Annotated in this window: 15 protein-coding genes; 9 read left to right on the top strand and 6 right to left on the bottom strand. The window is 39.3% G+C overall.

Annotated elements, in window-relative coordinates; translation table 11 throughout:
• Positions 1 to 507: 507 nt before the first annotated feature.
• Positions 508 to 1,242, bottom strand: a complete 735-nt coding sequence (locus RM368_RS19885; RefSeq protein WP_322695648.1) for a DUF1995 family protein — start codon at positions 1,240 to 1,242, stop codon at positions 508 to 510.
• Between the two features lie 234 nt (positions 1,243 to 1,476).
• Here RM368_RS19885 and RM368_RS19880 point away from each other — a divergent pair, with 234 nt between their 5' ends.
• From RM368_RS19880 to RM368_RS19865, 4 genes are all read left to right on the top strand, one after another.
• Positions 1,477 to 2,289: a DUF2382 domain-containing protein gene (locus RM368_RS19880; RefSeq protein WP_322695647.1), complete on the top strand. Its 813-nt coding sequence runs from the start codon at positions 1,477 to 1,479 to the stop codon at positions 2,287 to 2,289.
• A 471-nt stretch (positions 2,290 to 2,760) separates the two neighbouring features.
• The gene (locus RM368_RS19875; protein WP_322695646.1) at positions 2,761 to 3,669 is read left to right on the top strand and encodes a DUF2382 domain-containing protein; all 909 of its coding nucleotides are present in this window, start codon (positions 2,761 to 2,763) and stop codon (positions 3,667 to 3,669) included.
• Between the two features lie 357 nt (positions 3,670 to 4,026).
• Positions 4,027 to 4,899, top strand: coding sequence for a YsnF/AvaK domain-containing protein (locus RM368_RS19870; RefSeq protein ID WP_322695645.1), 873 nt, complete (start codon positions 4,027 to 4,029; stop codon positions 4,897 to 4,899).
• A gap of 472 nt (positions 4,900 to 5,371) precedes the next feature.
• Positions 5,372 to 6,286 carry an ion channel gene (locus RM368_RS19865; protein ID WP_322684788.1) on the top strand — a complete coding sequence of 305 codons (915 nt, stop codon included), beginning with the start codon at positions 5,372 to 5,374 and terminating at the stop codon, positions 6,284 to 6,286.
• A gap of 20 nt (positions 6,287 to 6,306) precedes the next feature.
• On the opposite strand, the gene RM368_RS19860 is transcribed toward RM368_RS19865, so the two are convergent.
• On the bottom strand, positions 6,307 to 6,501 hold the full coding sequence (locus RM368_RS19860; RefSeq protein WP_322695644.1) for a hypothetical protein: 195 nt from the start codon (positions 6,499 to 6,501) through the stop codon (positions 6,307 to 6,309).
• Between the two features lie 244 nt (positions 6,502 to 6,745).
• Here RM368_RS19860 and RM368_RS19855 point away from each other — a divergent pair, with 244 nt between their 5' ends.
• Positions 6,746 to 8,461 carry an alpha/beta hydrolase gene (locus RM368_RS19855; RefSeq protein ID WP_322695643.1) on the top strand — a complete coding sequence of 572 codons (1,716 nt, stop codon included), beginning with the start codon at positions 6,746 to 6,748 and terminating at the stop codon, positions 8,459 to 8,461.
• Between the two features lie 211 nt (positions 8,462 to 8,672).
• Here the strand turns inward: RM368_RS19855 and RM368_RS19850 are convergent, their stop codons facing one another.
• Together RM368_RS19850 and RM368_RS19845 are read right to left on the bottom strand one after the other, a co-directional pair.
• Positions 8,673 to 9,272, bottom strand: a complete 600-nt coding sequence (locus RM368_RS19850) for a Uma2 family endonuclease (RefSeq protein ID WP_322695642.1) — start codon at positions 9,270 to 9,272, stop codon at positions 8,673 to 8,675.
• A 138-nt stretch (positions 9,273 to 9,410) separates the two neighbouring features.
• Positions 9,411 to 10,742 (bottom strand): HlyD family efflux transporter periplasmic adaptor subunit, encoded by a 1,332-nt coding sequence (locus RM368_RS19845; protein WP_322695641.1) that lies wholly within the window; start codon positions 10,740 to 10,742, stop codon positions 9,411 to 9,413.
• A 1,170-nt stretch (positions 10,743 to 11,912) separates the two neighbouring features.
• Here RM368_RS19845 and RM368_RS19840 point away from each other — a divergent pair.
• Both RM368_RS19840 and RM368_RS19835 read left to right on the top strand, forming a co-directional pair.
• The gene (locus tag RM368_RS19840) at positions 11,913 to 12,095 is read left to right on the top strand and encodes a hypothetical protein (protein WP_322695640.1); all 183 of its coding nucleotides are present in this window, start codon (positions 11,913 to 11,915) and stop codon (positions 12,093 to 12,095) included.
• A gap of 578 nt (positions 12,096 to 12,673) precedes the next feature.
• Positions 12,674 to 14,818, top strand: a complete 2,145-nt coding sequence (locus tag RM368_RS19835; RefSeq protein WP_322695639.1) for a peptidase domain-containing ABC transporter — start codon at positions 12,674 to 12,676, stop codon at positions 14,816 to 14,818.
• Between the two features lie 128 nt (positions 14,819 to 14,946).
• Here RM368_RS19835 and RM368_RS19830 read toward each other — a convergent pair whose 3' ends face one another.
• Entirely contained in the window at positions 14,947 to 15,240 is a 294-nt protein-coding gene (locus RM368_RS19830) for a hypothetical protein (protein ID WP_322695638.1), read from the bottom strand.
• Positions 15,241 to 16,157: 917 nt separating this feature from the next.
• Between RM368_RS19830 and RM368_RS19825 the strand changes: the two genes are divergently transcribed.
• Positions 16,158 to 16,979, top strand: coding sequence for an SDR family NAD(P)-dependent oxidoreductase (locus RM368_RS19825; RefSeq protein WP_322695637.1), 822 nt, complete (start codon positions 16,158 to 16,160; stop codon positions 16,977 to 16,979).
• Positions 16,980 to 17,156: 177 nt separating this feature from the next.
• Here RM368_RS19825 and RM368_RS19820 read toward each other — a convergent pair whose 3' ends face one another.
• Positions 17,157 to 18,371 (bottom strand): ScyD/ScyE family protein, encoded by a 1,215-nt coding sequence (locus RM368_RS19820; RefSeq protein ID WP_322695636.1) that lies wholly within the window; start codon positions 18,369 to 18,371, stop codon positions 17,157 to 17,159.
• Positions 18,372 to 18,807: 436 nt separating this feature from the next.
• Between RM368_RS19820 and RM368_RS19815 the strand changes: the two genes are divergently transcribed.
• On the top strand, positions 18,808 to 20,307 hold the full coding sequence (locus tag RM368_RS19815) for a glycosyl hydrolase family 57 (RefSeq protein ID WP_322695635.1): 1,500 nt from the start codon (positions 18,808 to 18,810) through the stop codon (positions 20,305 to 20,307).
• Positions 20,308 to 20,752 lie beyond the last annotated feature (445 nt).

Genomic DNA, 20,752 nt, shown 5'->3' with positions numbered 1-20,752 from the left:
GCTGTGACTCCAGCACTAGCAGTAGCAATGATTCTAGCAGCAACAGTAGCTGTGACTCCAGCACTAGCAGTAGCAATGATTCTAGCAGCAACAGTAGCTGTGATTCTGGGAGTAGCAGTAGCAATGATTCTAGCAGCAGCAGTAGCTTTTAGTTAGGTAAGGGCTAGTAAGAGTGAACTACTTAGATCGCTGCAAGCGGTCGATGTAGGCTTCTATTAACCTCGACTTTATCCATTTTTTTTACAACGCGATCGCTATCACTGCAACTTCTGTGGAACAGTAGTTTTACTTTTTTAACTTCATAAATAATCTATGACGTGGAAAAAGTATTTGCCAAAAAGCCAGGGTTTTTACTGGAGAAACAAAACCAAGTTTTTAATCTTGGATAAAGTCGAGCTAACCAAGCCAAATAAAATGAGGCAGCAGATAACAAAATCTCTCCCTGCTACCTCTACTTTCTCCTAACGTGACTTAAACATTTTCTGGGTATTTTTTGTCTAAGTCCCCCTAACTACTCAATGCTTTTAAGAACCGTTGCAAACTCTTAAATACACTGGGCTTTCTCGCAGGTGTCGCATCTGTTGTTGTTTGCGGTTGTCCTTTTAAAACAATCAGATCCAAATCATCACCTGATGGTTTTGTGGGTAATTCGGCAATTCTTTGATATTCGCCTTTGTTTTCCAGCCAAACTTCCCACTGTCCTGGGTAGCAGCGATATAGGGCACTTTGATCGTCTATGGGGCGTACGTAATAGGCGGATTCAATGGTACTGATAAAGCGATCGCGGATTTTTCTCGCTGTATAACCAATGCCCACGGTTCCAGAATCTTCTAAACGGGGATTTAACAAGACTAAAGGGCGATCGCCTATTACTTCACACAGCTTTTCCAACTGTGGCACTTCTACCGATGTGGGGGCGATGAATAAGAAAATTTCATCCTCTGGCTGAATTTTTGTCTCCAAGGAAGCAGCCCTACCCGTACCAATATCCAAAATTTGAAATGGCGAATCTACCCAATCACGTCGGGCTAGGGCCGCAGCGCCAGCGTCAGCAAAGAAAATTTTCAAACGGGAATCATAATCTGTAAATGCTGGCAGAAATTGTTCCGCTATCGGCATAAACTTCAGTTCTGGGAACAGGAACTCAACTTGTAAGCGAGTACAGCCATCTGCAAGGGCAGCTTGAACGGCTACACGAGATTGGGCGATCGCATCTTCAAGACTATTTGGAAGTTCACTCATAATCTGCATGGTTCTGTAGTTTCTATTCCCATTGTTTCAGTATTGGCTCTTAATTAGGACTTACGCAGATGAGATTGCCCAATCCCCTTAAAACGCAGGACTGTTTCACTTGAGTATTCCCCTTAATATAAATCCTCAAATATTTCCATTAAACTCAGTCGCCAGCAGGAGGATATTTAGCTCAATATTTTTTACACTCGTAAATAAACCTTATAAACAACTTAGGAACAGCGTATGCCTCTTCATAAACTTGAACGCTTTGACCCAAATTATCGAGATACTTTTGGCGGAGACGATCTCAAAGTGTTGGATCTTTATACTGAGGGTGGGGACAGAGTTGGCTCAGTTGCTGACGTTTTAGTTGATGATGATGGTCATTTCCGCTATTTAATTATTGATGTCAGCTTAGATTTTGTTAACAAGAAAATTTTACTACCAACTGGTCTTTGCCGGATCAGTTATCTAGAAAGACGCGTCTATGTTGATGGGTTGAGCAGACAGCAAATAGAAGGTTTACCCGATCATACAGAAGATGCGATCGTTAATAATGATTACGAAGAAAAGGTACGTAGTGTATTTCGTTCTCCAACTAGCGGTGTGACTTCCGATCGCGATACATACAATTACCAAGAAAATCCCAATTTATATGGATTGAATGAGCAATCTCATCAAACTTTTAAACTCTATGAAGAACGATTGATTGCCAATAAACAGCGCATCAAAACCGGAGAAGTCACGGTTGGTAAGCATATTGAAACAGAAACTGTAAGCGTTACAGTACCCGTTCAAAAAGAACGAGTTTTGATTGAGCGAGTTACGCCGACAGAAGCAGGAAAGGTTGTAAATCCCAATGAACTTAAGTTTCAAGAAGGAGAAGTAGCACGCATAGAAGTGTACGAAGAAACGCCTGATATACAGAAAGAAGCCTTTGTGCGTGAAGAAGTCAGGGTGAAAAAAATAGTAGAAAAGGACATTGTGGAAGCACAAGACACCATTCGTCGAGAAGAATTAGATGTTGATGCTACGGGTAATTTAGATGTGCAATAATCTGGTATTACTGCATATAAAGCTATTTAATTAGCTGGTTTATAAATTTGTTTGATAGATTTATCTAAAAATTATCATACAGGCAAAGTTAATTTTATTTCTGCCTGTATTTTTTATTCAATAACAAGATTTTCAACTTTCTAAAAAGTAGGAATCTTAACATTCAAAAAATTATATTTTGAGAAACCATCTACAGATCAAAAGATACAAGATACAAAATACAAAACTTTGCATTGAAAATCTTAATATATCTGGTGAACCCCGCGTACTAAAGCTAGACATATCTTTACAATATTCAAGTGAGATATTCCTAATTTCATGTCTCTAGTTAGCCATATCGCTCAAAATTATCTATAACTTTCGATTATTTAACTCTGGAAATAATTCATTCGGCAGAAGGATGTACAAAAATAAATCAATGTCTACTTTAGTTATTAAGAGATTGACAAAAAATATTTGAGGTTAAAAATAATGGTTCTTTACAAACTAGAAGATTTTGAGCCTAGCTATCAAGAGAGTTTTGATGGTCATGACATTAAAGGGCAGGGTGTCTATACACAGGGAACTGATGAAAAAGTTGGTACTGTTAGCGATGTTTTAGTTGATGAAGAAGGTCATTTTCGCTATCTAGTTGTTGACTTAGGCTTCTGGATTTTTGGTAAAAAAGTATTACTACCAATCGGCCGCGCTCGTATCGACTATAATACTGATCGCGTTTACACAATTGGTTTGACTAGAGAGCAAGCTGAAGATTTGCCTGAGTTTGATGAACGTCAAACCCTTGATTACGACTATGAAGAACGGGTGCGTGGGGTATATCGCCAACCCACAGACTACAATAATCTTCCTGTAGAAGCTGCAACCCCATTAGACCCTTTAGCAGGATTAGATCCTTTAGGAACGCCTGTAGCACCATTGGGTACAACTCCCACTTACGCCCGTGATAGCTACACTTACGAAAATGAGCCTGCTTTATACGGTTTAAACGAGCAAGATCATCAAACTCTAAGATTGTATGAAGAACGGTTGATTGCCAGCAAACGACGCCAAAAAACTGGAGAAGTAACGATTGGCAAGCATATTGAAACTGATACCGCACGGGTTGCAGTGCCAATAGAAAGAGAACGAGTCGTGATTGAACGTGTAACTCCAGCAGATGCGGGTACACCTGTTTCTGGGCGCGAAGCAGACTTCCGTGAAGGCGAAGTTGCTCGCATAGAAATCCATGAAGAAACTCCTGATATTCGCAAAGAAGCATTTTTGCGTGAAGAAGTCAGAGTTAGAAAAGTGGTCGAGCAAGACACAGTTGAAACTCAAGAAACTGTGCGTCGTGAAGAGTTAGATGTGAATTCTGGTAATCTTCCCATTGAAGAACGCTAACTATATATAGTCATTAGTTACTAGCTAATGACTAATAATTAATTTTACACAGTACAGGTGAAGCAGTTGAATTAGCTTTACCTGTGCTTACGCTGATACCACTTACAATACTTTTCGGATAAACCCAACAATCTCTCTTTTGGTCTGGGAAAAGGGGTAAAGATAAATTGAAATCGTCACCCTTTCCTCTTTCCCGCTTAAGCGAAAAGTATTAATACCACTTAGAATTTTTGATTGCAAATATTACTCTGGATATGAGTTGGATAAATCCATTGAGCGCAAATACTTTCTAAATGGTATCCAGATGATTAATACATTTAATTTAGCTAAGTAGAAAGCAGTTAGTAAACTTTCCAGATGAATAGCCAAATTATGGCAAAAAATACTTTACAGGCAAAGGGTAATTCTCGCACTATCTCCTCGCTGGTAGATTTAAGAAAGAAGGTGAACAATTTTGCTGTGTTTGATAATCAAGGTCAGCTAGTAGGAGTAGTTCATGATTTAATTGTGGATGCTAATCGTCGGCTAAACCTCGTAATATCGAACCATGAATCTAGCCAGCAGTTAGCTGATAAACATCCTTCTTTATTTCAGTTGCAGAGCCAGAGAATCAAAAAAATAGACAAGCCGACTCAATCTGTTTTCATAGACTTAAACAAATCAGAAATTGAATATATGCCTGAATATTTAGAATCAGAAACACCAGGCGATTTTAACTCAACTGAGCAAGTAGCTAACAATCAAACGACAAGTAGCTCAGTTGAGTCATTAAATAATTTAGAACAGATTCCTGAAGAACAGATTATTCGTCTACTAGAAGAACGACTAGTTGTTGAAAGCAGTAAGCGTAAAGTTGGTGAGGTAATTGTTCGCAAAGTCATTGAAACTCGGATAGTACAAGTTCCTGTCCGGCGTGAAAAGCTGATTGTGGAACAAATTAACCCAGAACACAAACAACTCGCAGAAATTGATTTAGGACAAGAAGAAATTCCTGGCGTTGATTTGACTGAAGTAGAAAGACTTGAAGTTACACATGACAACGGTTTAACGGTAAGCGGCGAGTTTAGCTCACCTAGAATTGCTAATTTATTATTGAATGCGATCGCACTAGAGCGAAATAACGGTTGCAAGCAGGTGCGTGTTACCATTGCAGTTGAAGATGAATCGCACCAGAAAAAATACCAGGAGTGGTTTGACCGCTGTTCTAAAGGTCAATCACTAAAGCCATAACAACAAGTTTTTAATAAGTTTCTAGCAGATAAATTAGTAGGGTGGGCATTGCACACCCTATTTTTTTGCTGATTTAAGAAAAGAAAGTCTAAATTTCCACTCCCCACTCTCTAATTGTCTAAGTAGGTAGGTGCAAATAAAGATCATTAGTGAGGGTTGTCATTTGTCATTTGTTCTTAGTCATTTGTAAGGATTCTAGATATATTTACATTTCGTAACCTAGTTAGGTTTTTTATCACCGACTTACTTATAGCAATCCTAAATGAGATTGTGAAAATTTTTGTTATGGTCGTCCCTGGTAATTTGTTCTCTGCCATTTGCAATTACAAAGGACAAATGACAAATGACTAATGACTAATGACAGCCCACAGAAAAATACTTCACAAATGATTTAGGACTGCTACAGAGTGAATGTCTCTAATGCAACTTAATTTACAATACTAAGTAGTTGCCGTTCTTTTGGCTACTTGTAATGAAATTTCGACTGAAGAGACTTTCACCCAAGAAACGACAGCGTTCGATCCCACCGATTAAGATTCAAGTTCAAGATGGAAAATTTGAAATTATAGGTATGGGTGCATGGCATTCCTACTGGCGCGATCCTTATCATCTGCTGTTAACGATTCCTTGGATTGGCTTTCTGCTGCTAATTTGTACTTTCTATATAACGATTAATGCTCTATTTGCCCTAGCTTACTTGATCGGAGGAGATTGTATTGCCAACGCCCAACCTGGCTCTTTTTTAGATGTCTTTTTCTTTAGCGTCCAAACCCTAGCATCTATTGGCTATGGGGCAATGTATCCGAAAACAACTTACGCCAACATTATTGTCACAATTGAAGCAATGATTGGTTTGGTGGGAATTGCAGTAATGACAGGACTAGCCTTTGCTCGGTTCTCTCGACCTACAGCCCGTGTACTTTTTAGCCGTGTTGCTGTCATTACAGCTCATAATGCGATGCCGACTCTGATATTTCGCAGCGCTAATAAGCGTCGCAATACGATTCTGGAAGCGCAGATGCGAGTCTACTTGATGCGCGACGAAGTAACCCTAGAAGGACAGTTCATACGTCGGTTCCACGATCTTAAACTGGTAAGGAACCAAACACCTAGCTTCACGTTAAGCTGGTCAGTGATGCATGTCATTGATGAGTTTAGTCCTTTGTATGGGATGACACCAGAATCGTTAACCCAGACAAATACTATGCTGATTGTCTCTTTGAGTGGCATTGATGAAACGGTTGCCCAGGTTGTTCATGCCCGTCATAGCTATGGTGCTAACGAGATTTTGTGGAACAATCAATTTGTCGATATCTTTTACCACACACCCGATGGACATCGCTACATTGATTACAACCGCTTCCACGATGTTTTACCCTTAGAGTGAAGGAGGGAAATTCCTGAAATTTACTCGGAAGCCTGATTGAGTGGTGGTTGTAAGGGTTTAACGACCACCCGGCCATTTTCAATTACAGTGCAACTTTTAACCATGCTTTTACTGGGCTTAACTGGCACATCCTGGCACTGGTTTTGGTGGGAGATATTTTGCTCTTGTTGTTGGTTGAGGACGACAACACAACAGGCGCAGGAAGCAAAGGACATATAACTTAATTTTGATCTCTATATCTATTATCGCGCTACTGATGCTGTTTGACTGAAAAATTTGCTACTCATGTATTTTGCTCGTTCAAAGCTCCTGTCAAATTTCTCGTAAGTACTTGCTTTATTGTGCTTGTAGCTTGTTTGATATATCTAAACCAATTCAACAGGAAAGCGGTTATAGATCCCGCCCCGCTTTCCTCCCTGCTCAAAGTTGTTTGCCAGGGTTAGATAGTGGGTTTTTCTAATGAAAAAATTTTTGAAATATCTGGGTTTAGGTTTGCTATCTACGTTCTTGACTGCTACTCCCGGATTGGGGGCTGAACGCATTAGCTTTTATTATCCTCCCTTCGGCGAATTTTCCTTATCGGTGGACTCGCTGGAAACCTTTGCTAAAGAGGGCAAAATCGATCAAGATTTGTCATTTTATGCTAGCCGTGCGACTCCCGAACAACTCGCTCAACTGCGGGATCTACTCCAGCAGCGCTTTGATGTCACTCCTACACTAGTATCTCAAGTTACCTACTCACCGATAGGCGAGCGGTTGGTGCAACAACTAGGAAAATTACTGCTCACTGAGTCTCGAAATAATGGCTTCTATGCCATACGTGCCTCTTTAATTTTGTCTGCTGCCGATCAAAAAGAGGGGTTAACGGTTGTGAATTTACTGCGGAAATTTCCTAGCGATACTATCCGGGTGAATTTTACAGAGGGGTTAAGGATAGTCGATGACTTGTCGCAATTGATTAAAAAAAAGGATGAAGTTTTTGCCTCTCTGCAAAAAGAAGCGATCGCTCAAGCAGCCACTTCCAAAATTGATTTCTCCCAAAAACCAGATTTGCGATCGCCAGGAAAATTCACCTGGCAGAAAAAAAGCCTGGAGTTAAATGACATTTCTCGCTCGCGCCGTCTACCTGTAGATATCTATTTGCCATCAGCAGGTTCACAAAAAACTGGAGATTTACTCTCTCCTCCCTTTCCCCTGATTGTAATTTCTCACGGGCTGGCTTCAGACCGCTCTACCTTTGTCTATCTGGCTGAACATCTAGCATCTTATGGTTTTGCTGTTGCTGTACTAGAACACCCAGGTAGTAATGCCGAACGCTTTCAACTATATTTTGCAGGTTTGGCAGGGCCGCCAGATGCAGCAGAATTTATCAACCGACCTTTGGATATCAAATATCTACTAAATGAACTCCAGCGTCTAGATAAATCCGATCCTACCCTCCAAGGAAAACTCAATTTTCAGCAAGTTGGGGCGATCGGTCAGTCTTTTGGTGGTTATACTGTTTTGACTTTAGCAGGAGCCAATATTAACTTTGAGCAACTCAGGCAAGATTGCAATCCCGATAATTCATCCTTAAATTTGTCGGTGTTTTTGCAGTGTCAAGCAAACGATTTACCACCAATAAATTACGAACTCAAAGACGATCGCATCAAGGCCATCATTGCCATTAATCCCATTGACAGTTCAGTTTTAGGTCAGGGGGGAATCAGTCAAATTAAAATTCCCGTCATGCTGGTAGCAGGTAGTCAAGATGTTTTCGCACCACCCGTATCTGAGCAAATTCGCCCCTTTACCTGGCTTTCTGACTCCAATAAGTACCTGGCTTTGATTGAAAATGCCACCCACTTTTCAGCGATCGCCGAACCTACTCCTCAAAACGATGTCTTACCTGTACCACCTGCCTTACTAGGCCCCGATCGTACTGCTGTTTATTCTTATCTCAACGCCCTCAGCGTCGCTTTTTTAGAAACCCATCTCCTTAACCGCCCTGAATATCGTTCTTATTTGCAGCCTTCCTACGCTACATTTATCAGCAAAGAGCCGCTTAATCTTAGTATTTTACAGTCGTTATCGGTAGCTCAGTTCGATCGAGTTTGGAGTGGGTCAACTCCCCAGTCTAGCAAACCATCAAATCCTCAACCTACTTCCACCCCTTATCAACCTTTGAGGCAATGAAATAGCCCTGTTGCTTTTGCAGGGGGTTGGAGGGATCAAAAACCTGTGGTGCAAGTCTCAAATACTTGTGTGTAGACACAAGTATTTGAGGAGAATTAGGGAGGATCGAGGTTTCTGGTTTTGGCGTTGCATAAATGCGGGAGCTTCAATCAATGGCTTAAAAACAAAATTGCTCTGATTTAACTAATTAGCTGGAATTCCACCGAATTAGTTAAAAATTAATCCGACGATAGATTTCAGTCAGGGGAATTTCTACATTTAAACTGTGCAGCATAATCGTTCGCTCAAGGTGAGAGTGAACTTGCCATAGCCAGCGATCGTTACTATTACGATCCAAATTGTGATATTGCTCAATGTAGGGTTCTGTTTGGCTTACAAGCAGATATTCACAAAAGCTGGCAAGAGAACGATATTTTCTGAACTTTTCGCCGCGATCGTATGCTTCGGTAGAGGGCGATAAAACTTCGACAATAAGCATTGGATTCAGAATTTCATCATTGCGATTGCCATTGAACTCTGGTTCACCATTAACAGCCATCAAATCGGTATAAGTCCCACACTGATATTCAGGAATCCAAACTCGCAAGTCGCTATTATACAAGCGAAAATCGGTGTCTCTCAGTAAAAATCCCAAGTAAATTAAGAAGTTGCTGGCGATCGCACTATGAGATTCCGATCCTCCCGACATAGTAATAATCTCTCCGTTGCGGTATTCATGGCGTTCTGGGTTGGTTTCTTCCATAGCCCGATACTCGTCTAACGTGAGGCGAGTTGTTATTACATCTGGGGGACTAGTTTGAGCAAAGACCACAATCAACTTCTTAAATAATTAGCTCTAAAACTATTATCAGCAAAGGAAAGAAGAATTGCCAATGAACGGTGGTGATACCAATTCACAAAAAATATGATACAGAAGTGGTTATCAATGGCGTGGAATACAAGAAAAAGCTTACAAATCTGTTAGCAACCTTGCTTTTCTCAGAATAAATGTCATTACGGTTTCTTTTTTGGAAATGATATCAGCTGTAACTTCCATCCCCGGTTGAATGGGATAGGATTTATCGCCCTTTTTTAAATAAGGTTTCTCTGCCTCAATTGTCACCTCATAGTAAGGTGGAATTGGATTGCCGTTAACTTGAGATGTAATAGCGTCGGCGGTTATGGCTCTAACAGCTCCTTTGAGGATGCCGTAATCTGGGTAGGGATAGGCAGAAAGCCGCATTTGTACTTCCCCTTGCGAACATTTCGTTACTTGTGCGACTTTACACACCTGTACTTTGCTAATATCAGAAGCGGCAACACGGGCTTTGATAACCAGAGGTGCTTTACTAGGAGCAATTTGAGCGATCGCATCCCCAGCACGAACAACTTGCCCAGGATTCCTTAATTCTAGTTTTAGGATAGTACCTGCCTCTGAAGCCTGAATTACAGTTTTTTGCAGTTCTGTTGAGAGTTGTTTTAGCTCTTCTTGAGCGCTGCTGATTTGATTTTGAATTTCTACTTGACGCCCAATCAGTTCTTGTCTTTCTTTGTTCAATGCCGCAAGCATAGACTCACCCTTTGCCCGTTCTTGGGCAATGCGTTCTTGGGCGATCTCCACATTTGCCCTAGTGGGATTGAGTCCAGTTTTGATCCGTTCTAATCTGGCAAGTGCTGCTTTGAAAGCTTGTTCTTTTTCCTTAATCTGTAAAGCTGCAATCGCTCCAGTCTCTGCTAACTGCTGATATCTCTTTAGTTCTTCCCTTGCTAATTCCACAGAGGCTTCTACTTCATCCACTTCTGCCTTACTGGTAATTCGCTTGTCTCCATAATCCCGTTGATTACGACTAAGATCGGCTTGCGCGGAGATAATCGCCTGTCCCATCGAATTGGATTCAGCTGTGATTTGATTCTGTAGCGCTCTTAGTTGTGCATCGATTTGCGTTCTTTGTAAATGATTCTGCCGAATATTGCCAGCAATTTGGCTTTTTTTACTTTGTAATTGGGCGTCGTAGAGCAGTGCAATCTCATCTCCCCTTTTCACAACTTGATTTTCTTTCACCCTAATGCTTCTAACTGTTCCCTCTACTGCTGCTTGCACTAACCGTATTTCTCCCGTGGGACGGACAGTACCATCTGCTCTCACTACTACATTGTATTGAATTACACTTGCAAGACCGAAGGCAGCGCCAACACTTCCAATTAAAAATATCCCTCCCAGCCATGTCCAACTGCTAATCGGAGGAAGATATTCGTCGCTTTCAACTGGGCGAAGAAAGTCCGGTTGGGGGTCAATAAGCATATATGTTAAAAAATATTTTAGTTGTGCAAACAATCTAGCAAATAGCTAGCTAGTATAAGAAGGTGATAGTTATGAACTTCGTACACTACCAAGTATGAAAATACAAAACGACATTACATCTATATATAGGTATTTATTGAACAGCATTTTCAACTTAGGAGCCGCCTTTCTCATTCTGAGAGGTTGTTTGAAAAGTATTATTGCTAACATCTAAGCCCCATAAATCTAACGTCTCTATCCCCCTTTTTTAGAAGAAAAGAGAGGATTTCAAAGCCTATCGACCTTTTGGGAAGAGGTTTAAAAAGGGTTTTCTAGTATACTTTGCAACTTTTCAAACATCCTCTGAAAGCTTAGTCTTCTTAGCCTCTTCCCTTGGGAGAAGATAAGCCGCTTGTCTTAGAGGTTTCTCCATCAGCAATAGCTAAAAACTGATGCATAGCCTAAGTCTATATAACAATTAGTGCCTTTTAGTAAAAAGACCAAATCTTTATAATTTTCTTTTAAAATTTTACCTTTTCTTTATTTACTTGTAAAAATTTTTATAATAGAGAGAAAAACTTTTCTTTTCTCTTCTAATTAATAAGTAGTTAAGCTAGTTTAAAACCGTTGTTATCACAATTTTTTATACTATTTTCAATAGTCTCTGTATAATCAAAATAAAAAAAAACAATACTTACGTGACAATACGTAAATTTCAAAATCAAACAAAATTTTTGGAGTTTTCCAAATTGCTTTTTTATGATTTTGTATAACAAAATACTATTTAACTGATTTGATACTCTTTACTTTAAGGTTTTGTACCTCAATATCAGTATTAATACGTTAATTATTTTGTCTATTTTAGTCTTAAATTAGACATTATTGTTCAGAAAATCTTTATACGTATATATATTTTTGCCATACAATTAAATCCAGAATATTTATCTATTTAAAGAGAATAAAATTCATGGTTTTTTCAGAAAACAGTGAAAATAGTATAAATATTAGCCAAGTAGTATGTTTGTTAAGAGCTTGTAATACATATTTCTTAAGGAAATAGTTGTTTTATTACACTAGTTTCACCCATATAATTTCCTTAACAACACAAAAACATTCATAAATGTGCTGTTTGCATTGATAAATGTAGTGTGATGTTATCTAAAACTCAACAACCAAGTGAGAACTAAAACTATGGAAAGCACATTGTTTACTGCATTAACCACCAACGAAGAAGCCAATCTGTCTGGTGGTTTCTTTTTTAACGTGCCCAATAAGAATGTAGTAATAACAAATCAATATGCTAGTGCTAAAGCATATGGTTTTAAAGCAACTGCAATTGCTAGCAACTACAACAGCGTTTATATCGACAATTAGGGCAATAGGCAATTTGTATGAAGTTCAGTAGAAGGGAAATAATAAGCGTAAAGACACGATTAACGTGTCTCTACTCAGGATAAAAGTTCACGTTTCAAGTAATTTACACTGTTGACGCAGGTTAAATTAATTTTGCGTGTGGCTTAATTGCTAATCGACTTAATCCTAGTAGCCATTAGCTGTTTCTTTATGGCAGTCATCCTAACATACGTTTATTCCTACCTATCTACTTTTCTTTAAAAAACTTAACAAAGTGTTATTGATAATTACTACTAGCAATTATCAATAACACTTTACATAGGCTTTTCGCTCACAATATCCATAACCTTTGATCAATCTTAAAGACAAGTAAGCATAGTAAAAACTAATACATTTTGTATCAGCTTTTATTTAACAAAGTGAATTTAAGATAACTAACATGAGTTGCTGTTTACAGCCCTCTGAGCATCAAAATACGATATTTTGTCTAAGTATTAAAACTATAGTGCGACTAAACTATAGGTTAAATTTTTAACCATGCAGGGATAAAACCCTGCTATTTTTTTGGTTTTGTCACGATATAAATACTGGAGTGCGAAATGAAATACCAAGTTGTTACACAACATAGTGAAGAAGATTGTGGAGCGGCTTGTCTTGCTTCCATTGCTAAACATTATCAACGCAACTTTACACTAAATCACATCCGGGAAGCAGTAGGCACTGGTCAATTAGGAACAACATTGTTAGGACTGAGGCGGGGAGCCGAAGCACTTGGTTTCAATGCGCGCTCTGTCAGAGCATCTAATGAAATATTAGACAAGATGAACCAAGCGCCACTGCCAGCAATCATTCACTGGAGAGGCTACCACTGGGTTGTTTTGTATGGCCAAAAAGGCAAGAAATATATAGTTGCCGACCCAGCAGCTAACATCCGTTATGTCTCTAAAAAAGAGTTAACAGAGGCTTGGTCAGATAAAGTGATGCTTTTACTAGAGCCAGATTCGGTTCGCTTTTATGCTCAACCTGATGATAAAATTGACGGATTTGGGCGCTTTGTGCGGCGTGTATTGCCTTATGGAAAGATACTATTTGAGGCTTTTCTTTGCGCTTTAATTATTGGTCTGCTTTCGTTAGCTTCTCCCATTCTGCTCCAAATTCTGACAGATGATGTACTAGTTCGGGGTGACACCCAACTTCTGAGTGCTGTGATTATTGCCGTTGTGGTGATGAATCTTGTGTCAAGTAGTTTAAAACTAGTTCAATATAACCTGATTGCCCATTTTGCCCAACGGCTGGAGTTAGGATTAATTTTAGAATTTGCTAGGACAATCCTGCGGTTGCCTTTGACTTACTATGAATCGCGTCGTAGTGGCGAGATTGTGAGCAGATTGCAAGATATTCAACAAATTAATCAACTAATTTCTCAAGCAGTTATTAGTCTACCAAGTCAATTATTGATTGCAGCAGTTTCTTTAGGTTTCATGCTGTTCTATAGCTGGAAACTTACCTTAGTTGGTGTAATTATTGCGATTGTAATGAGTTTGTCCACGATTATTTTTTTGCCTACACTTCAACAAAAAATTAGAAGTGTTTTAGTCTTAGATGCAGAAAACCAAGGTGTTCTGGTTGAAAGCTTTAAAGGCGCTTTGACCCTGAAAACTACTACCGCCGCTCCTCAGTTTTGGGAAGAATTTCAGAACCGATTTGGTCGTTTAGCAAATCAAACATTTCGCACAATTCAGATTGGAATTATTAACGGTATCTTCTCTAGTTTAGTTTCTAGTATTGGCAGCATTAGTCTGATTGGTTTCGGCAGCATCCTGGTTATTAGTAAAGAACTCAGCATTGGTCAACTGCTGGCATTTAACGGGATGAATAGTAATTTTTTAGCATTTATTAGTACTGCGCTCAACTTTATAGATGAATTCACTCGTGCCAAAACTGCCACGCAGCGCTTAACAGAAGTTATCGATTCCACACCTGAAACTCAAGGCGATACTAAAAAACCTTTTACGAAGATTCCTGGGAAAGCTGATATTATTTGCACAAATCTCAATTTTCACTATCCTGGGAGACTAGAGTTACTGCAAGATTTCTCCTTAACTATTCCTGGCGGTAAAGTTATTGCTCTAATTGGTACATCTGGCTGCGGTAAAAGTTCTCTTGCTAAACTGATTGCAGGATTATATACACCTAATTCTGGTAATATTCGCATTGGTATTTATAATCTACAAGATTTAGCCCTTGATTGTTTGCGACAACAAGTAGTCCTGGTTCCGCAAGAAGCTCATTTTTGGAGTCGCTCTATTATTGATAATTTTCGGTTAGGTTCTCCTCACGTCACTTTTGAGCAAATTGTCGATGCTTGCCAAATTGCTGAAGCAGACGATTTTATTAGTAAACTACCTGAAAAATATCAAACTGTATTAGGTGAATTTGGGTCAAATATTTCTGGTGGACAACGGCAAAGATTGGCTATAGCAAGAGCCATTATCAATGATCCACCAGTTCTGATTTTAGATGAATCAACAGCTGGACTAGATCCTGTTAGTGAAGCTCAAGTTTTAAATCAGCTATTGTTGCATCGCCAAGGCAAAACTACGATTCTGATTAGCCACCGTCCAAGAGTAATTGCCCGTGCTGATTGGATTGTGCTATTAAATCAAGGCAAATTACAAATTCAGGGAACTGTGGAAGATTTGCGTGCCAAACCTGGAAACCATTTAGACTTTTTAACTCCTTAATTAAGCTGATGGACTTTACAGCATTTTTCAGGCATTTAGGCCACAACTTAGATGGGGAATAGGGAGTGGTGTCAATACTGCGTAGGTTTTGCCTAAAAAATAGAAATGTGTAGCGACTGTTTTAAAACTCAAGCGTAGGCGTAGCCTACCCACCTGTGTACTTGATCGCGGTGCAACAAAGTTTGAAGTACTTCAAAACGACTTCGGAGTACCTCAACACGACTTTGGAGTACCTCAAAACGACTTCGGAGTACCTCAAAACGACTTTTAAGTACCTCAAAACGGCTTTTAAGTACCTCAAAACGACTTTTAAGTACCTCAAAACGACTTTTAAGTACCTCAACACGACTTTTGAGTACCTCAACATGACTTCGAGGTATCTGTTTTACAAATATTCTTAACCGAGCAGTATTGATATCCATTCTTGCTGCGAGTAAGTCGATTTAAGCGTAGGATAATAATTACTAATTATGTAAATTTACGGAGTATGACTTTAGGCAGAATCATCAATTAGGAATCATATTGACTTACAGTTCAGATCCTCGACTTCTTAGAGAAATCGGGGATTTTATTATTAATGAATGATTGAAGTTGGTTATAAACAAAGCAAGTCTCAAGCATTACTTTGATGAACTCAAAGCTAAACTTAAAGAAATTACTATTTATTCTAAAGTTTTAGCAGATAATTTTAGACAACAATCTAGCCATTTTTGATTATTGTCAATCAATAAAGGTCATCAACCTTACTTTTCAAGAAAACAGTAAATATACTGATGTAATTTTGTGAATTAAAAACTCTAACTATTGCAACCATCAGCCAAAATGCTATATGTCTTTTTTGTTTCTAAGCGATGAATTAGATATCACAATTTCCTCAAACAAGGCTATTTGTCAGGAAAATGAGATATTGGTACTGAGGGATTCATAAAAACTTATTTAAGAAAATCTTTTGTATATATATACTTGTCGTTAAGAAGTATTAAGAAATCCTTATTAAAGAATATTGCAATAGCTTGATTTAATTGCTAACGTGTGTATGACAGCGATGCTGATGAACGCTCGGATCTAGGAGAAATAAAATCTATGAGCTATACCCATTCAGCCAAGTGTGTTAGGCTTTGACGGGTTCAAAACGAGAAATTTCTGCCTCATATAGACAACTATGAGGGATTGCAGATTAACCAAGAAATATCTCGTTGCTAAAGGCTTAGTTTCAGTTTGATTTCAATTGCGATTGATTATTTGTCTTACCTTGCGCCGACAAGTAAGTAGCTCTTGCTTGTGTGTATCGGCAATAACGAAGAGTTTGGTAAGACTTAAATTTTGGAGAATAAAACTAATGGAGATTCAAGGTAAAGTTGCCCTAATTACAGGGGCTTCGCGTGGAATTGGACGAGCGATCGCCATCGAATTAGCGCAACAAGGCATCAAGCAGATGATATTGGTAGCACGCGATCGCGGCAAGTTATTAGAAGTAGCCAAGGAAATCGAGGCGATGGGTACAGAAGCTGCGATCGTAGCTTTAGATTTAACGCAGACAATTGAAGTAAATATCGCTGTTGCCCAACTATGGCGCAATTACGGACAGATTCACCTGCTGGTTAATTGTGCGGGAGTTGCCTACCAAAGCTCATTTTTGCAGTCTAAAATGCCTCAAGTTCAAGAAGAAATTTCTGTGAACTTGTTAGGAATGTACAACCTGACTAGTTTGATTGCTCGACGTATGGCCAGCCAAAGACAAGGGACAATTGTCAATGTATCGAGCCTGATGGGGAAAGTGGCTGCACCAACGATGGCGACATACTCAGCAACCAAGTTTGCCATCTTAGGATTTACCCAAGCTTTGCGCCAAGAATTAGCTGAACACAATATCCGCGTCATTGCATTACTACCTTCCCTAACAGACACAGACATGGTGCGCGACTTAAAATTATTTCGCTGGGCGATCCCGATGACTCCCCAGCAAGTGGCTAAAGCACTCGTCACCGGAATGCAAAATGATTCATCAGAAATTTTAGTTGGATGGCAAAGTCATTTAGCCGTGTTGTGTCAACGCCTCGCCCCTTGGTTGTTAGAGCTAATTTTACGAATAGCAACACCACTAGCACCAAGCAGACAACGGCTGATTGAAAAACTTATCCCTTCGCGTAGCGTCTTGTAGAGAAGATGCCGAGGGCGATCGCTGACTCAACACTCAGCATTTCTGAATAAACTTCTCCGAAATCTTCAGTCTTTGGGGATTTCCAAAAATTAAATTATTCAATTTTGGGAGCGAAGACGATCGTTAGATTCTTCCTCCCCTACTTCCCCTGCTCACTAAAGCGATGGGATTATTTTTTTAGTTGGAAAGTCCTTTGGCTTTACTCTTGTGCAACAAAGTAACACTCGCAGTGCCAAGAAATGCTAATAAGCTGAAAGTAGAACTAGATTCAGGAACAGACTTGGAATTCTCAATTTTGATAACTTGTCCAAGTCCTGGGCCATCGCCTCGGTTTGTCACGTAAATAGCATCATCAGCACCAATAGTCAAAGCAGTAGGAGACTCTAATCCATTGCCACTAAGAATAGTTGTGCGAGTTCCATCCTTGGCTATTTTAATTACAGAACCATCTAGATTACCTTTCCAAAGTGACTGATTAGCGTATTGCAAAGCATATAAATTACCTTGACTATCAAAATCTAAGTCAGTAAGTTGGGTAAAGCCATCAGTATAAACTGTTGGTTTATCATTAGCACCAACTCGGTAGATTTTTGCTTCACCTTCGGGAAAAGGAAAACCAGTTAATTGGCTAATATAATAAGCGCCATCTGGGCCTTTGACGATATTTGTGGGTACTGCTTGGATTTCAAATGGCGATGAAGATGCACCAGTGGGAAAAACTGGATTAGTTAATGTCTGGCGGGGAATTGTGGCGATCGCTTTCAAATTACTTCCATCAGTCCCGACACTGAGTAACTCATTAGCACCAGTATCAACTGCAACAATTTTATTTCCATCTAAAAGAAGAGAGAAGGGATTGCTAATTACATCGCCTCCATCGGGATTATTTGCAAGTTCATAATTAGCTAAATCAGCCACACTAGTCCAGGAATTTGTATTGAAATTAGCAGTAATGATTTTTCCTAAGTCAGTGTTACCTAATGTGGCGCGAAATGTGGGATCGGAAGCATACCCAACTGCAATATAAGGCTTGCCAGTAGCATCAAATTTAATATCTTGAGGCCCAGCAGAATCAGTACCATTTGGTAATGCTAAAGAAGGAAGTCCTGTAAGTATACGCTCTTGCGTACCATTTCTAATTTTGGTGACTGCACCAGTTGTGCCATAACATAAAGATTGACCTGCGGCACTCGGTGAAGGAACACAAGCTCCATTTCCGCCTGTTCCTGCCTCTGTGACATAGAGGCTACCGTCAGGGCCAAAACTTAGACCCCGTGGACTATTAAGATCGTTGGCAATTACTGAAAATGATGCCGCTTCTGCTGCTTTCATTCCTGAAAAAGCAGCAATACAAACACTCAAAAATGTAATTCCAAATTGTTTTAGTTTCATTAGACTGCTCCTAAAGTTAAATTTGCGTAAAGCATAGAATAAAAAAATTTATCTTGATAAAGAATAATATTTAATGTTTATAGTTTCTGTGGATTTTGTAGCTTATTTAAAAAAGGGAAACAGATTCAAGTTCATAAATTCAGATAAAATCTGAATTTATAAATTTCGAGTTGTATCATACCATTTCCAAAAATATTTGCAACATAATGAATCGGCTATAGGGAGGTACAAATGTACGCTTATAGCAACAAAATTAAATAGAATTACTGGATATTTTTTAGCGCTTTTTATACAAGTGTGATATCAAAACTGTTGAAATACACAGATATTGCAGGACTACAAGGCGATCGCAGTTTGCATCAATAGATAAAGTTGTAGATCAGAAATTGCTGGGCGATCGCATAATTAGACATACCTTGTTTCGGAGCAATCAGAAATGCTTTCCTTCCCTACAACCCTGACTCCTTTGCCCGAAATCATTGATGGCTTACCGAATATTTCTGGTTGGGAAACAGAGGTTCTCTCTGTGGTTAACCAAGATCGACCAGTATTTTTACCAACAACGAATATTCGTTTAGAAGATGTAAATGCTGTGTTTGCGATCGCTTTGCACATGCATCAGCCAACTATACCTGCTGGAAATGGCGGTACACTGATCAGCAATCTGCAATATATGTTTGAACATCCCCATGAAGGGGATAACCACAATGCAGATCCTTTTGCTCATTGTTACAGCCGTATGGGAGACTTCATTCCGGAACTTGTAAATCAAGGTTGCAATCCGCGTGTGATGTTGGATTACTCAGGTAATCTGCTGTGGGGACTGCGGCAAATGGGACGCGGTGATGTTCTGGATAATCTTAAGCGTATTACTTGCGATCCAACCTACCAACCTTATGTAGAATGGCTGGGTACAATGTGGGGTCATGCAGTTATTCCTTCTACACCCATAGCAGATATTAAATTACATATCGTTGCATGGCAACATCACTTTGCCGCAATTTTTGGCTGGGAAGCATTAGCGCGAGTCAAAGGATTTTCGCCCCCGGAAATGCACCTACCAAATCACCCGGATGCTCTGTTTGAATTTGTGAAAGCGTTGAAAGAATGTGGCTATCGTTGGCTACTTGTTCAAGAACATTCTGTAGAAACTCTTACTGGTCAATCTCTCACTTATAAACATTTACCACATCGTCTAATTGCCCGGAATTCTCAAGGCGAAACAATTAGCATCACAGCTTTAATTAAAACTCAAGGTTCCGATACGAAATTAGTTGCTCAGATGCAGCCTTATTATGAAGCGAAGACATTATCCAAACAACAAATTGGTAGTGGATTTGTGCCACCAATAGTTAGCCAAATTGGCGATGGTGAAAATGGCGGCGTGATGATGAATGAATTTCCTAGCGCTTTTAAACAAGCTTGGTGGGATATGGTAAATAATGGCGGAGGAAAATCAGGTGTAGTTGGGATGTGTGGTACAGAATATTTAGAATTAATCGAAGCAGCAGGATGCAACCCTGAAGATTATCCAACTTGTCAACCAGTGGGGCAATATCAGATTTGGGAGAGAGTTTCACCAGATAATATTCAACCGCAAGCTGTAGAGAATGCTATTCAAGAATTGAAGCAAACAAACTCTAATTTTCATCTGGATGGAGCCTCGTGGACAAATCATATCAGTTGGGTAAAAGGATATGAAAATGTGTTATCTCCCATGTATCAATTAAGCAGTTTATTCCATCAAAAGATCGATCCATTACTGCAAACTGACTCAGCAGAACCGATTACTAGACAATCTCAATATCGTAACGTTCTCCTACATAATCTTTTGCTGCAAACCAGTTGTTTTCGTTATTGGGGGCAAGGCGCTTGGACTGATCACGCGCGGGAAATTTATCAACGTGGCGAAAGCTTGCTGCAAAAGACATTTTAATTAATTGGTGTTCTAGCCGTAACGCACTGCATTTATTAGTGCGTTACGCCTGTTTTAACGCACCCTCCAATTTAATGCTGGCTGAATCTACCAAAATAAATACGCGATATACCGAAATGAGAAAGTAATCAAGCATTTTGAGAAAGCAATATGCCTTTTTGTTTGCTGAATCTACTGAAATGAGAAAGCATTTAAGCATTTTGAGAAAGCAATATACCTTTTTGCTTGCTAAATTTACCGAAATGAGAAAGCAATCAAGCATTTTGAGAAAGCAATCGAGCATTTCGAGAAAGCATTTAAGCATTTTCCTTAATGAATTTAGTCAACAGATGAAGTTAAGGTGAAGTTCCTGAAAGTATTCCTTATAATTTCGATGCCAAAGTAAATATTGAGTTTTATCCTTGAACACAAGCTACAAATAAATAGACAAACAAGGGGTTTAGAA

The sequence above is a fragment of the Nostoc sp. DedSLP03 genome (genome assembly GCF_034530815.1).
GTDB lineage: Bacteria > Cyanobacteriota > Cyanobacteriia > Cyanobacteriales > Nostocaceae > Nostoc.
This window is presented reverse-complemented; position numbering and strand designations above follow the sequence as displayed.

Bases quoted from the DNA above. Each gene is read 5' to 3' on its own strand.
- RM368_RS19870 (WP_322695645.1), top strand. From the start codon at position 4,027: ATGAATAGCCAAATTATGGCAAAAAATACTTTACAGGCAAAGGGTAAT.
- RM368_RS19885 (WP_322695648.1), bottom strand. From the start codon at position 1,242: ATGAGTGAACTTCCAAATAGTCTTGAAGATGCGATCGCCCAATCTCGT.
- RM368_RS19865 (WP_322684788.1), top strand. From the start codon at position 5,372: ATGAAATTTCGACTGAAGAGACTTTCACCCAAGAAACGACAGCGTTCG.
- RM368_RS19875 (WP_322695646.1), top strand. From the start codon at position 2,761: ATGGTTCTTTACAAACTAGAAGATTTTGAGCCTAGCTATCAAGAGAGT.
- RM368_RS19825 (WP_322695637.1), top strand. From the start codon at position 16,158: ATGGAGATTCAAGGTAAAGTTGCCCTAATTACAGGGGCTTCGCGTGGA.
- RM368_RS19830 (WP_322695638.1), bottom strand. From the start codon at position 15,240: ATGGATATCAATACTGCTCGGTTAAGAATATTTGTAAAACAGATACCT.
- RM368_RS19835 (WP_322695639.1), top strand. From the start codon at position 12,674: ATGAAATACCAAGTTGTTACACAACATAGTGAAGAAGATTGTGGAGCG.
- RM368_RS19820 (WP_322695636.1), bottom strand. From the start codon at position 18,371: ATGAAACTAAAACAATTTGGAATTACATTTTTGAGTGTTTGTATTGCT.
- RM368_RS19880 (WP_322695647.1), top strand. From the start codon at position 1,477: ATGCCTCTTCATAAACTTGAACGCTTTGACCCAAATTATCGAGATACT.
- RM368_RS19815 (WP_322695635.1), top strand. From the start codon at position 18,808: ATGCTTTCCTTCCCTACAACCCTGACTCCTTTGCCCGAAATCATTGAT.
- RM368_RS19845 (WP_322695641.1), bottom strand. From the start codon at position 10,742: ATGCTTATTGACCCCCAACCGGACTTTCTTCGCCCAGTTGAAAGCGAC.
- RM368_RS19840 (WP_322695640.1), top strand. From the start codon at position 11,913: ATGGAAAGCACATTGTTTACTGCATTAACCACCAACGAAGAAGCCAAT.
- RM368_RS19855 (WP_322695643.1), top strand. From the start codon at position 6,746: ATGAAAAAATTTTTGAAATATCTGGGTTTAGGTTTGCTATCTACGTTC.
- RM368_RS19860 (WP_322695644.1), bottom strand. From the start codon at position 6,501: ATGTCCTTTGCTTCCTGCGCCTGTTGTGTTGTCGTCCTCAACCAACAA.